Source organism: Agreia sp. Leaf335, from assembly GCF_001423605.1.
Taxonomy (GTDB): Bacteria; Actinomycetota; Actinomycetes; order Actinomycetales; family Microbacteriaceae; genus Agreia.
On sequence record NZ_LMOQ01000002.1, the window covers coordinates 808,869 to 822,190 of the forward strand.

Annotated in this window: 12 protein-coding genes; 3 read left to right on the forward strand and 9 right to left on the reverse strand. The window is 66.1% G+C overall.

Annotation, left to right across the window (positions count from 1 at the left end; all coding sequences use genetic code 11):
- The first annotated feature begins 3 nt into the window (after window positions 1-3).
- Complete coding sequence (locus tag ASF79_RS09825) at window positions 4-804, forward strand: LysM peptidoglycan-binding domain-containing protein (protein ID WP_055854272.1); 801 nt, start codon at window positions 4-6, stop codon at window positions 802-804.
- A gap of 3 nt (window positions 805-807) precedes the next feature.
- Here the strand turns inward: ASF79_RS09825 and ASF79_RS09830 are convergent, their stop codons facing one another.
- From ASF79_RS09830 to ASF79_RS09870, 9 genes are all read right to left on the reverse strand, one after another.
- On the reverse strand, window positions 808-2,121 hold the full coding sequence (locus ASF79_RS09830) for an HNH endonuclease signature motif containing protein (RefSeq protein WP_082495797.1): 1,314 nt from the start codon (window positions 2,119-2,121) through the stop codon (window positions 808-810).
- Between the two features lie 170 nt (window positions 2,122-2,291).
- Window positions 2,292-2,819: a hypothetical protein gene (locus ASF79_RS17550; RefSeq protein ID WP_200933558.1), complete on the reverse strand. Its 528-nt coding sequence runs from the start codon at window positions 2,817-2,819 to the stop codon at window positions 2,292-2,294.
- 41 nt (window positions 2,820-2,860) lie between these two features.
- Window positions 2,861-3,655 (reverse strand): siderophore-interacting protein, encoded by a 795-nt coding sequence (locus ASF79_RS09840; protein WP_442853862.1) that lies wholly within the window; start codon window positions 3,653-3,655, stop codon window positions 2,861-2,863.
- Between the two features lie 91 nt (window positions 3,656-3,746).
- A complete protein-coding gene (locus ASF79_RS09845; protein ID WP_055854284.1) occupies window positions 3,747-4,604 on the reverse strand; it encodes a phosphogluconate dehydrogenase C-terminal domain-containing protein in 858 nt (285 codons plus the stop codon).
- Window positions 4,594-5,394, reverse strand: a complete 801-nt coding sequence (locus tag ASF79_RS09850; RefSeq protein ID WP_055783252.1) for a sugar phosphate isomerase/epimerase family protein — start codon at window positions 5,392-5,394, stop codon at window positions 4,594-4,596. The genes ASF79_RS09845 and ASF79_RS09850 overlap by 11 nt, the downstream gene beginning before the upstream one ends.
- Window positions 5,391-6,137, reverse strand: coding sequence for a triose-phosphate isomerase family protein (locus ASF79_RS09855; RefSeq protein ID WP_055854287.1), 747 nt, complete (start codon window positions 6,135-6,137; stop codon window positions 5,391-5,393). Before ASF79_RS09855 ends, ASF79_RS09850 begins: the two co-directional genes overlap by 4 nt.
- Window positions 6,137-6,607, reverse strand: a complete 471-nt coding sequence (locus tag ASF79_RS09860) for a ribose-5-phosphate isomerase (protein WP_055783258.1) — start codon at window positions 6,605-6,607, stop codon at window positions 6,137-6,139. The genes ASF79_RS09855 and ASF79_RS09860 overlap by 1 nt, the downstream gene beginning before the upstream one ends.
- Before the next feature lie 22 nt (window positions 6,608-6,629).
- Window positions 6,630-8,360: a dihydroxyacetone kinase family protein gene (locus ASF79_RS09865; protein WP_055854289.1), complete on the reverse strand. Its 1,731-nt coding sequence runs from the start codon at window positions 8,358-8,360 to the stop codon at window positions 6,630-6,632.
- A 35-nt stretch (window positions 8,361-8,395) separates the two neighbouring features.
- The gene (locus ASF79_RS09870) at window positions 8,396-9,796 is read right to left on the reverse strand and encodes an MFS transporter (protein ID WP_055783264.1); all 1,401 of its coding nucleotides are present in this window, start codon (window positions 9,794-9,796) and stop codon (window positions 8,396-8,398) included.
- Window positions 9,797-10,002: 206 nt separating this feature from the next.
- Here ASF79_RS09870 and ASF79_RS09875 point away from each other — a divergent pair, with 206 nt between their 5' ends.
- Both ASF79_RS09875 and ASF79_RS09880 read left to right on the forward strand, forming a co-directional pair.
- Window positions 10,003-10,635 carry a TetR/AcrR family transcriptional regulator gene (locus ASF79_RS09875; RefSeq protein ID WP_162234583.1) on the forward strand — a complete coding sequence of 211 codons (633 nt, stop codon included), beginning with the start codon at window positions 10,003-10,005 and terminating at the stop codon, window positions 10,633-10,635.
- A gap of 92 nt (window positions 10,636-10,727) precedes the next feature.
- Complete coding sequence (locus ASF79_RS09880; RefSeq protein WP_055854292.1) at window positions 10,728-13,262, forward strand: MMPL family transporter; 2,535 nt, start codon at window positions 10,728-10,730, stop codon at window positions 13,260-13,262.
- Window positions 13,263-13,322: the final 60 nt, after the last annotated feature.

A 13,322-nucleotide genomic window follows, 5' to 3' on the forward strand; every position in this document is an offset into this window, starting at 1 on the left:
GCTATGACGCGAGGATTGGGGACTCTGGCCATTGCGCTCGGCATCCTGCTTCTGGCCGGATGCTCCGCAGACGCGGGCGCGCCCACGCCGGGCCCGTCGGCGAGCGGTTCCCAGAACGGCTCCGCTGCGGACGACGCGCGGCCCGTGCTCTCGCCCGGGACGACCGCGGCATCCGGTAGCTTCGTCGGCTCGGGCGACGTGATGGGTTCGGTTGTCGTGCGGGTGAACGACGCGGGCATCTTCGAACTCGTGGTCGACGACCTCGTCGTGTCAGACTCCGCCGCCGTGCAATTCACGCTCACCGCCGATGCGCTGTCACCTGACGAACGGTGTCTCGATTCCGACTGGCGCTTCGGCCTCGGACAGGCGGATGCGGGCCACGATCCCGCGGCCCAGCTCGTCTTTCCGATCGGCGGCAGCGACGGCATCGGGCAGGGCGACCTCTCTTTCATTCGAGAAGTGGTCGTGACCCGCGCAGCGTCGGGCGGCGCAGTGGACAAGTCCTGCCCCATTCCGATCGTCTCGCACGCGACACTGACGTGGGATACGCCTGACCTGCGCCCCGGCCTGTCTGTCGCGGACTCGGGCGCGACGACGGGAGCCATGGGGACCGTGAGCCTCGACAGCGATGACAAGCCGATCGCCTACACGGTCGCGCAGGGAGACACGCTCGCTGCGGTGGCCGAGCGCTTCGGCATCGCCCTCGACGATCTCTTTTACCTCAACCCGAGGCGCTCTCCCAACCCGGAAGACGCACAAGCCTTCACGGGCGAGACGCTCAACCTCTCGCGCGAGAATCGGTGAGAGCTAGAAGGGGCAGTCGGCGAGATCGTTCTGCTGTTCTGTTCCGTTTGCAGCCGCATTTTCTGCTGCGACTGCTGCCACGAGTTGTTTCGGTGCGGGTTTCATCCTGCCCTCCGGTCGGATCACGTATCGGTAGCCCGCGGGTGAGGTGGCGGTGAGGGTGTCGTCTCCGTTCTGCACGATCTGCCACCTCGTGTGGTGCTTCACCTTGTGATGCCCCTGACTCAGCGGGGCCAGGTTCTCTGGCGTCGTGTGCCCGCCGCAAGCGTGGTCTTCGGTGTGATCGATATCAGCCTGCTCCGACGGAACAGTGCACCCCGGAAACACACACGTCGGATGCACCAACCGGGCATGGTCGATCATCCGGGCTGTCGGCCGGTAGTCGCGGGGATCGGTCGTGAGGATGCGTCCGGTGATGGGGTCGGTGAGGATGCGCCTCCAGGAGGTTGCCTCCGCCGTCAACTGCGCCGCGGTCGCCGGGTCGATCGGACCGTAACCGCGGAGGATCGCGGCCTCCTCACCAACACCGAGCAACGTCATCGCCGGAACCATCACGTGAACGCGCCCCCGAACACCCCGGGTCGCCCCAGGGATCGACGTTTCACCGTTGAGCATCAGATCGGTGAGGACATCGAGCTTCAGATGCCCCATGCTGCGCGGGTCGCCCGCTGCCCGCAATCCGGCAGCGAGCCGTGCCGCCCGATCTGCGATCGCGTGGATCTCGGGCGCCGGCGCGAACAGCGTCAAATACGCCATGCCATCCGCCCCGGGATCGACATAGATGCGCCGGGTGGCCGCGGCCTTCTCGGCCCGTTCGACCGCGGTGGACGGTTGGGCGAGTTCGACTTGCGCTCTCGCTTTGCGGTCGAGCTGCTTCGGGTTCACCTCCGCCGCCAGCGCCGCAAGCCGGGCGTCATACGACACCAGCGCCTCGCCCTCGAGGCCGTCGGAATGCTTTGCGATGACCTCCGCATGCTCCCACGACAACGCGCCCGCAGCAACGGCAGCCAGTGTTGCGGGCAGCAAGTCGACCAGCGCGGTGCTCGTGTCGACGAGAGTGGCGGTCCGGTACTCCGTTCGACGGGTGAACTGGGCCAGTTCAGTGACGAGCTCGACCCGTTCGACCCGGGCCGTCGACCAGACCGGCCCACCCGTTGATGTGTCTGATGGTGCCTGCCTGTGCAGGTGGTTTCTCGCGTCGGTGACGCGTCTGGCCCTGGCTGCAGACAGCGCTGCTATCTGCTGATCAAGGGCGGCGACCTCCTCGAGCGCGACCACATACGGGTCGGGCTCAAGAAGCGGGATCGTTGATGTCATACGAGAAGTCAAACAGCAGCCACCGACATTGGTCCGAAACCAAGAATCAATGCTTGATCAGGCGTTATCACTGTGGATAACTTCCGAAAGGCGCGCCCTGTGGAGGAATAGTCGCACAGCCCGACCGCGCCAGCCCGACCACACAGCCCCACCGCGCCAGCCCGTTCGCGTCAGCAACCGCCGATTTGCTCGGAGTCGAGGGGCCAGCGAATGTCGAGCACGTCGCCGGGCTGCACCTCGAGGTAGTCCGAACAGCGGAAGTTCACTCTGACGACGTCGTCGACCTGCAGATTGAACCGCGACGCGATCGCCAGCACCTGATCCTGGTTGGCCACGGTGTAGCTGTACTCGTAGTCGCTGAGCGGCACGACCGCCCCCGTGGCGAAGGGCTGCGATCCCGAGTCGCTGACCAAGGGCGTCGTCGCCGTATTGCCCCCGTCGGTCTGCCCGCCCATCGCGTTCGGCGGCACAGGTGGTGCCGGTGGAGCCGGCGGCGCCGGCGCGGGCTCGGGCTCGGGTGCGGCAGCCGGAGGAGGAGGCGGTGTGGGTGTGGGTGTCGGAGTCACGGTGACGGCGGGAGCGCTCTGCGTGACCGTGACGGTCGGTGCGGGAGCAGGGGCGGGAACACAGGCCGTGAGGCCAAGCACCACCGTGAATACGAGAAGGGCGAGTCGCGGTCGGCGCGAGGCGTGGGTCATGAGTTCATTCTGCACACCCCGGTGCCGATCGTCACGCGTTGTTATTCAGAGACGGGCTCGATCACGCCGACGGGCTCTCGCTTCTCGGCCTGGAATCTGTCTTCTGTGCGGCCGAAGGCCCAGTAGCCCGAGAGCGAGAGCTGCGCCCGTGTGACTCCGCGTTGTTTGAACACGTCGCGCAGCTGCTTCATCGCCCCGCGCTCCCCGTGAGCGAACACCTGCACGCGTCCGTCGACCCACGGATGCTGCGACACGGCGTCAGCGAGGAGGGTCGCCTCCCCCGCCAGGCGATCGCCGCGGAAGAGCCAGCGCACGTCGACGCCGGCGGGCGAGCGGAGCTCGAGCACATCGGCATCGGAGTACGTCTCGATGAACGCGACGCCCTGCGCTGACGCAGGAAGAGCATCCAGAGCCGACGCGATCGCGGGGAGGGCCGACTCATCGCCGACGAGCAGATGCCAGTCTGCCGAAGGATCGGGCGCGTAGCCCCCGCCCGGGCCGGAGATGACGGCGGTGTCGCCCGGCTGGGCGGCTGCAGCCCAGGGGCCGGCGAGACCCTCGTCACCGTGCACGACGAAATCGATCGAGATGGACTTCTCGACCGCATTCACCTCGCGCACCGTGTACGTGCGGGTCACATCGTGCCCATCCGAGTCGGTGAAGAGGATCTTCACGTACTTATCGGTCTTGTCATTGCTCTCGAAGTCGTCGAATCCCGCGCCGCCGAGAACGACTCGAACGAGGTGGGGCGTCAACCGTTCCGAGCGCAGAACGGTGAGCGCGATCTGCGCGCGAGGCTTACGTGCGCCAGGGGCGGGGGCGGTGACAGACATCAGACAACCTAACTTTGACAGCAAGTTAGGTAAGCCTAACAAACAGAAGCCGGCGACGACCCCGAGTGGAGTCGTCGCCCGCTTCTGTTACCGACTAGCGTTCGATCTTGTCGAGGTGCAGCATCTTGGCGAGGTTCTTGTCGAGCTCCTCGTCGCTGAAGACCTTCTTCCAGTCCTCCTTGATGATGGCGCCGCGGCCGTAGTCCATCGCGATGAGGCAGGCGTCGCTGAACGGGTTGTCTCCCTTGAGCGTGTTCGCCAGAGCGACCTGCGTGTGCCCGAGCAGGATGGCGCGGGCGGCAGGCTCGGGAACACCCATCGTGTTGACGGCCTCGTCGAGCGACTCCTTGAGCAGGGCGCCGATCATGCACGCGATGGTCTCGACCAGGGTGGGTTCGAGCTGGGCGAGCTGCTTCACCGTCGTCCAGTGCACGTCGCCGACCGGAGCGAAGATGGCACGCACGACCTGCTCGACCTGCGTCTTCTTCGTCTCGTCGTCGCTCTCGATCGCGGCGATCGCGTCTTGCAGTGCGGCGATCCCTCCGAAGGTGTCGGCGTACTCCTCGGGGGTGTGACGCTCGACGAAGATCGACGGGTGGCACGGGTGGGTGACGGCCTCGATCACGTCGTCGCGGCGCGTCAGGAGCCCGGCGTAGGCGGCGGCCGGATCGAGGGTCAGAACGATCGCCCCGCTCTTCATCTGCGGCACGACGTCGGCCGAGACGGCCTTGAGCGCGAGGTCGGGAACGGCGAGCACGACGACGTCGGCATCCTTGACCGCATCCGGGGTGTCGGTCAACACCCGACCGGTCGCGGTGACCCGCTCCTGGCCCGCCGGCGAGACCTCGCTGTAGTAGACGGTGTAGTCGGTCTTGACGAGGTTGTTGGACACCCGCATGCCCATCTTGCCGCCGGCGCCGATGACGGCGATGGTGAGGTTGTCAGTAGACATTCTTGCTCCTTAGATATGCGAGGTTGTGGTCGTTCCAGTCGTTCTCCAGCCGAATCGTCTCGTCGACGGTGTCGGCCAGGGGAAGCCAGTGTTCGATGACCTGGTTGATGCCGCGCTCATTCGGACGAACGGTCTCGAGCAGGTAGTCGTAGTCGAGGAGCCCCGTACCCAGTGGCGCGCCCTCGAGGGTGAATCCCACCCAGCCGCCGCGCCGCGTGAAGGCGAAGTCCTTGACGTGGATGTTCTTGACATAGGGCGCGGTGCGGTCGATGACGTCGCGCGGATTCTCGAGCGCGGCCACACTGTTGGCCGGGTCGAGACAGATGCCGAGCCGCGAATGACCGATGCTCTCGACCAGCGACACCAGGTCGGTCGATGAGACCTGCTCGTAGGTCTCGAGCGCGAGGTCGATGCCCGCGTCGCCGTAGGCGACGAGAGCCTCGCGCAGCTGCGCATCGGCTTCGGCCAGGGTGGGCCGCGAGGTCGGCGAATACAGCATGCTGCGAACGACGGATGCGTCGAGCGCGGCCGCGAGGTCGAGATATTTCTCGAGATGCTCGGGTTCGACGCCCTTCGTGCCGAGTTCGATCGCGATGCCGTTGTCGCGCGCGAACCCCGCCAGCCGAGCGAGGTCGGCGTCGCTCAGGTCTTCGATCGGCGCGTAGTCGCAGAACTGAAAGAGTTCGACCTTCAGCTCCGCCGTGCGGCGGAGCATGTCGAAGGCGTCGAGGCGCTGCGGCGCCAGCTCCGAGTGCTGCCAGAAGAAGGCATACGATCCGAGGCCGATCATCGACGGGCCCCGGCCTCGTCGAGAACGCGCCCCAACGCATCCGTGTCGTGCGCGAACCGGCCGAGGAAGATGCCGTCGACGTCGTCGCCGAGCTCGGTGAGCAGCCCCGGGCCGGCACTGCCACCGTAGATGACGGCGCTGCTCGGGCGGTCGGCAACGGCTGCATGCAGCCGGGCGCAGACGGCACCGACGTACGCCGGTTCGGCCGGCTCGGCCGCGCCGATGGCCCACACCGGCTCGTAAGCCACGATCACGCGACCGTCGGGCGCACCCTCGAGGGCCGAATCGAGCTGGCGAAGACACTCCAGCGCCGCAATCTCAGCGGTGCTCCGCGTCTTCTCGCCGACGCACAGCACGGGGGTGAGGCCGTTGCGCAGAGCAGCGGCAGTCTTGGCGGACACGATCTCGTCTGTCTCGCCGAAGAGAGCGCGGCGCTCCGCATGACCCACCTCGACGACGCGCGCACCGACCTCGAACAGTTCGACCCCGCTGACCTCGCCGGTGAACGCTCCCGCATCCTCCGTCGCCACGTCTTGCGCACCGACGACCACAGGCGTGTCGTCGAGTGCGCTGACGCTGGCGGCGAGCGACACGAATCCGGGAATGACGAAGACCTCGACGGTGCCGTTCTGCACCGCCGGGTGGCGGCGTGCGAGTTCGGCGACCCTCGCGATCCAATCGAGAGTCTGCGCGTGCCCGAAATACATCTTCAGGCTCACACCGACGAGGGTGGGGACGGTCATCAGCAGGAACCCGTTGCCTCGTACTCCGAGAGCACGGCGACCTTCTCGGCGCTGGCGCTCGATTCGTCGAAGCGGTAGGTGAGCCACTCGCGAACGAGGCGGCGGGCGAGCTCGATTCCGATGACGCGCTGGCCCATGGTGAGCACCTGCGCATTGTTGCTCAGAATCAGTCGCTCGACCGAGAAGCTGTCATGGGCGACGGATGCGCGAATTCCCGCGACTTTGCCGGCAGCCATGGCGACACCGATTCCCGTTCCGCAAAAGAGGAGCGCGCGGTCGGCCTCGCCGGCCGCAACCAGCTCGCCTGCGGCGACGCCGATCTTGGGATAGGCGGTGTGCCCGGACGAGTCGACACCGATGTCGGTGACGCTCTCGACGAGATCGCTCTTCTCGAGATCCTTCTTCAGAATCTCCTTGTAATCGAATCCAGCGTCATCGCAACCGATGACGATGCGGAGCTTGTCAGTCATTTCTCTCCTTCAGTGGTGACGGTTAGGCGGTCTCGTCGACGAGTGTGTCGGCGATGGCGTGCACGATGAGACCGAACGAATAGGCGCCTGCGTCTACGGTGCCGAGGCTCTTCTCCGCGTGCGGACGAGCGCGGCCCATGCGTGGAAGCAGATCGGCCGTCGCTGCCGCGGCTGCCGTTGCTGCGTCGGCCGCACTTCTCCAAGCATCCGCCAGCGTGGCGTTCCCGTCGACCTCTCGCGCGAGAGTGTCCCGGAAGGGCACGAGGGCGTCGACCATCGTCTTGTCGCCCACCTCGGCCTTGCCGAACGACATGATGCCGTCGACGGCTGCCGCGACTCCGGTCGAGACCGTGGCGGCGGAGGGCGAGCCCTCGTCTCCGAGGGCCTCACCGACCGCGGAGAGCGCAACGCCCCAGAGAGCGCCGGACGTGCCACCGGCCTTGTTCGCCCACGCACTCGCGGCCAGCTCCAGCAGTGTTTTTGCGCCGGCACCCAGCGCGAGCGCCTCCGATGCTGCGGCAGACGCGGCTCGCGCGCCCCTCTGCATCCCGATGCCGTGATCGCCGTCTCCGGCCACCGCGTCGATTCGTCCGAGTTCGTCGGCATTGTCGTCGACGACCCGCTCGATCGCCTCGATCGCTCGGGCGACGAAGCCGGCAGCGCGCTTCGACGCGTCATCGGCCTCGGGAATGACGACCGCCTCGGCGGCCTTCACCTCACTCGGGTCGAGCTGCTGCACCGCACCGACGGAGCCCTTGCGGTACGCCGGCGTATCGGCCGGAGCACGCCAGAATCGTTCGAGTTCGTCATCGAGCCAGAACAGCGTGAGCGACGCCCCGGCCATATCGAAGCTCGTGACCAGTTCACCGACCTCGGGGTCGACGACCTCGAGACCGGCCCTGTCGAGCAGCACGGCGACGTGACGGTAGACGACGAACAGCTCCTCGTACTTCACCGAACCGAGACCGTTGAGGATCACGCCGACCCGGTGGCCCTCGGGCGAGTGAATGCCGTCGGGCAACTCGGCGAGCAGCGCGTCGACGAACAGGGTGGCCAGCTCATTGGCTGTGGGCACGTCGGTCTCGTCGATGCCCGGCTCGCCGTGGATTCCCATGCCCACGGCCATGCGCCCCTCGGGAACGGAGAAGAGGGGCGCATCGGCGCCGGGAAGGGTGCAACCCGAGAACGCGACACCGACGGAACGCGTGCGTTCGTTCGCCAATGCGGCGACACGCACGACCTCGTCGAGCGAGTAGCCCTCTTCGGCTGCCGCGGCCGCCGCCTTGAAGACGGTCACGTCGCCCGCGATGCCGCGTCGCTTGTGCTTCTCCGAGACAGGAGCAGAGGAGATGTCGTCGGTCACGACGACGGTGCGCGTCGGGATGCCCGCGGCATTCAACTTCTGCTCGGCCTGAGTGAAGTGCAGCACGTCTCCGGCGTAGTTGCCGTAGCTGAGCAGCACTCCTCCCCCATGATTCGCGGCGGTGGCCACCGACTCGACCTGCTGGGCAGAGGGAGACGCGAACAGGTTGCCCATGGCCGCGCCGTGGGCAAGTCCCTGTCCCACGATTCCGCCGAAGGCCGGGTAGTGGCCCGAGCCGCCTCCGATGACGAGCGCGACCGTGCCGTCCGGGGTGCGAGTGCTCCGAACCACTCCACCAGCGACTCGGCGGACCTTGTCGGCGTTGGCGGCGACGAAACCGTCGATCATCTCATCGGCGAATTCAGTCGGATCGTTGAAGAGGCGGGTCATCTGAGAGCTCCTTTAGATTCTGGACATCGGTGCGGTCAATGGACGATCGCCGGCGCCTTCGCGTCGGGGTTGAAGGAGCCGTCCTTCTTTCCCCGGCGCGAGAGCACGACCATCAGAACGGCGGACAGCAACAGAAAGAAGCCCACGATGGCCATCGGAACGAAGTACTGCGGTTCTCCTGAGGAGTCCTTCGTCATGTCCGCGACGGCACCCGTGATGTACGGGGCGCCGAATCCGGCGAGGTTTCCGACGGTGTTGATCAGGGCGACACCCGCAGCCGCCGCGACTCCGGTGAGGAACTGGGTGGGAAGCGTCCAGAAGTTAGGGAGCACGGCGAAGATGGCCATAGCCGTGATCGCGATGACGGCGATCGTGGCCACCGGCGATCCGGCGAAGAGCGCCAGAGGAATCGTGAGGGCACCGATCACGGCGGGGCCGGCGATGTGCCACGTCTTCAGGCCGCGCTTCGAGACGTCCTTGGTCCAGAGCCACAGGGCGATGGCCGCCGGGATGTAGGGAACGGCCGTGATGAGGCCCTTCTCGAAGACGTTGTACTCGGTGCCGTAGAGCTCCTGGAAGCCGTTGATGATCGTCGGCAGGAAGAAGGCGAGCGTGTAGAGGCCGTAGATGAACCCGAAGTAGATGAAGGCGAGCACCCAGACGCGACCGCTGGTGAAGGCCTGCATGAAGCCGCCGCGCTGCTTGCCACCGGTGACGGCGCTCAGCGACTCTGTCTTGGTCTTCTCAGCAGCGAGTTCCTCGGTGAGCCAGACCTGCTCTTCTTTGGTGAGCCACTTGGCGTCACTGGGCTTGTCTTTCAGGTAGAACCAGGCCACGACGCCGATGACGATGGCCGGCAGGCCGACGCCGAGGAACATCACGCGCCATCCCTCGAGGCCGAACAGACCGTCCGCACCGATGAGGAGACCGGCGAGAGGGGCGCCGATTACGGTGGTCAGGGGCTGAGCCAAGTAGAAGAGTGCCAGGATCTTGCCGCGGTGCCGTGCAGGAACCCACAGGCTGAGGAACAGGATGGCTCCGGGGAAGAATCCGGCCTCGGCCACACCCAGGATGAAGCGCAGGATGGCCAGCTGCTCGAAGTTTCCCACCCAGGTGAAGAGAACCGCGACGATTCCCCAGGTGACCATGATGCGCGAGAGCCAGCGGCGAGCGCCGAAGCGGGCGAGAGCCAGGTTCGACGGCACCTCGAGCAGGATGTATCCGATGAAGAAGACTCCGGAGGCGAAGCCGACCTGCGTCACGGTCAGAGCGAGGTCGTCGTTCATGCCGTTCGGCGCGGCGAAGCCGATTGCCGATCTGTCGAGGTAGTTGATGAAGAACATGAATGCGACGAAGGGAACGAGTCGCCAGGCGACCTTCTTGATCGTCGATTTCTCGATTGCGGAGACGGTGGTCTCGGCGCGGGCCGTGGTCATTGATAACTCCTTTGTCATGTCAATCTCGGCCTCACTGCCGTCCCAACGAATCCGTGAGCGCTGACAACCGGTTGACCAATTCGACAACCATAGCGCGCTCGCGAACAGCCGCGCAAGACAATGAGGGAGAGGAAGATATCTGGGAGTTCGCCATACAAGCCCGGGACGATTGCACTCAGTGCGTCGTTGCACGTAGTGTAACGACCGTGAGTAGCGAGCCGATTGCGTTGGACCGACGTGCCGAATTGAAGGCGCGGCACCGTGAGGCGATTCTCGACGCCGCCGACTCCCTCATCCTCGACAGGGGCAAGGCGCGGTTCAGCGTCGATGAGCTCGCCGAGCGCGCAGACATCGCCCGTCGCACCGTCTTCAACCACTTCTCGTCGCTCGACGACGTGATCATGACGAGCTGTACCCGCACACTCAATCGTGCCGTCGATGAGTTCCTCACCGTCGCGAGCGTGACTCCCTCGAGCCATGGAAGCCGCGTGCACCTGTTCGATGAGGTCACCACGGCGATGAAGGCCATGGACCTGCCTGGCCTGGTCTCCTACTTCTTCGGGCTCCTCGATGGAGACGACACACGCACCCAGAATGCGGACGGCGTCTTCCTTCGATCGACCGAGGACCTCACCGTGGAACTCGCCCGGCGCAGCGGAGTCGACGAATTCGAAGTCTCGATCCTGGTGAGCACGCTGATGAACGGCATCGCCGTGGTGGCGCGACACTGGATGATCCAGTCCGGCGGCACACTCGATCTCGCATCGCGCAGCCTCTGGGACAGCGTCCTCGACCGCTTCATCGCAATCGTCCGCGACGGATACTCCGCCCCCAGCTGAGTTCCGCACACCCCCTCCCCCTCTCTCTTCCCAACGATGCGACGTGAGATTCCCTCCCCGTCACCGCTCATTTCAGAAAGAAGCTGAGGAACATGGCATCCCTTCTCTACCGACTCGGTCGGTTCTCTGCCCGACGAGCGTGGCTCGTCATCGTTGCGTGGGTGGTGATTCTCGGTCTGGCGGGCGCCGCCTTTGCGGTGTTCGGCGGCACGCTCACCTCGGCCGTGAGCATTCCGGGTACGGCAACGCAGAAGGTGAGCGACGAGCTCTCGGAGAAGTTCCCCTCCGCCAGCGGAGGACGCGGCACCGTGGTCTTCACGACCACCGATGACTCGGCCTTCACCGACGAGCAGAAGACAGCCATCGGAGACCTGCTCACCAAGGCGAAGTCACTCGACGATGTGAAGTCGACGACCAATCCGTTCGACACCCAGGCGCAGATCGACGGGCAGGCCCAGAAGGTCACCGACGGCCGCCAGCAGATCGCCGACGGCAAAGCGAAGCTCGACGCCGGCCAGGCTCAGCTCGACGCGGCCAAGAGCCAGGCGGCGACGGGTCAGCAGCAGCTCGATCAGGCGAGAGCGCAGGCCGAGGCAGCAGGACAGCTGGCGGCCGCGCAGCCGCAGCTCGACGCACAGCAGGCTCAGCTCGACGCCGGCAACGCCGAACTGACCTCGCAGCAGGCCGCCATCGACTCGGGGCGGACCGAGCTCGAGACTCAGAGCGCGACCCTCGAGGAGGGTTCGAAGCTACTGGACCTCGCCTCCAACATCCGCCAGGTCTCCTCCGACGACACGACCGCCGTCGGCACCGTGCAGTTCGACAAGTCGCTCAACCTCGTTCCGGCCGAGGCCAAGGAGGCCGTGGTCGAGACGATGAACGACGCCAAGATCGACGGCGTCTCCGTCGAGGTGTCGAATGACATCGCCGCGACCATCCCCGAAGTTCTTGGCCCGGGCGAGATCGGTGGCGTGATCTTCGCGGCCATCGTGCTGTTCGTCATGCTCGGCACCCTGATCGGCGCAAGCCTGCCGCTGATCAACGCGATCATCGGCGTGGGCGTGGGCGTCCTCGCATCCCTCGCCCTGTCGGGCACCGTCACCATGCTCTCGGTCACCCCCGTGCTCGGCGTGATGCTCGGTCTCGCCGTCGGCATCGACTACTCCCTGTTCATCCTCAACCGACACCGAACGCAATTACGCTCGGGCCTCGAATTGCAGGAGTCCATCGGGCTGGCCAACGGAACCTCCGGCAACGCTGTGGTCTTTGCTGGCTCGACCGTGCTGATCGCTCTGTTGGCGCTCAACCTCACTGGCATCCCGTTCCTCGGGCTCATGGGAACGGTGGGAGCGGTCTGCGTCTTCGTGGCCATCCTCATCGCGATCACGTTGACACCGGCCGTGCTGCGACTGGCCGGCATGCGCATCCTCACCAAGAAGGCCCGCGCCAAGGTCGGCCACACCGATCACCAGGCCCGGGTTCCGAACAAGCCGATGAACACCCTGCGCGCCGCGGTCACCGTCGTGGCCGGAATCGCCGTGCTGCTCATCGTGGCCCTGCCCGCGCTCTCGATGCGACTGGGACTGCCGGCCGGATCCTCCGAGCCGGTCGACTCCAGCGCCTACAAGGCGTACAAGCTGGTCGACGACAAGTTCGGCGCCGGAGTCAACGGACCGCTGATCGTCGTCGCCGACCTCGACAAGGCCATCACCGACGACCAGCTCGTGAGCGAGCAGGTGCGTATCGGCACCCTGTTGAAGGCCGAGAACGACGTCGTCGCGGTCGCGCCGATCGGCGCCAGCGACGACGACCTGCTGCTGGCATTCCAGGTGGTACCCAAGGAGGGGCCCACCAGCGAGTCCACCGAGCAGCTGGTGCGCGACCTCCGCGGCCTCGACATCGATGGCGTCGCTGAGCTGGGCGTCGCCGGCAACGCCTCGGGCAACATCGATGTGAGCGAGAAGCTCGCCGCTGCACTGCCGCTCTATCTGACCGTCGTGGTGGGCCTCTCGCTGATCATCCTGATCCTCGTGTTCAGGTCGATCCTCGTGCCGATCACGGCGACAGCCGGCTTCGTGCTGTCTCTGTTCGCGGCATTCGGCGGTATCACCGCGGTGTTCCAGTGGGGTTGGCTGGCTCCGGTATTCGGCGTGCATGACCCGGGTCCCATCCTGAGCTTCCTTCCGATCCTCGTCGTCGGTGTGCTGTTCGGCCTGGCGATGGACTACCAGCTGTTCCTGGTGAGCGGCATGCGCGAGTCGTATGCGCACGGCTCGCCCGCCAGGCTGGCGGTGCAGCGCGGCGTTCACGCCGGGCGCACGGTGGTCATCGCCGCCGCGCTGATCATGACCAGCGTGTTCGGCGGGTTCGTCTTCTCGAACTCCGTCATGATCCAGTCGATCGGTCTCGGCCTCGGTCTCGGCGTGCTGCTCGATGCATTCGTCGTTCGACTGCTGATCATCCCGGCGGTCATGCACCTGCTGGGCAAGTCGGCCTGGTGGCTGCCGAAATGGCTCGACCGCATCCTGCCGGATGTCGACGTCGAGGGCGCATCACTGCACCGCAAGCACACGAGCGAAGCTCACGAGGCCTCCGGGCCGAAACACGCTGAGGCGCCGACCGCGTAGCGCACACGAACGAGCCCCGCCGCTCGCCCGCACGGGCGGCGGCGGGGCTTTCTCGTGGTC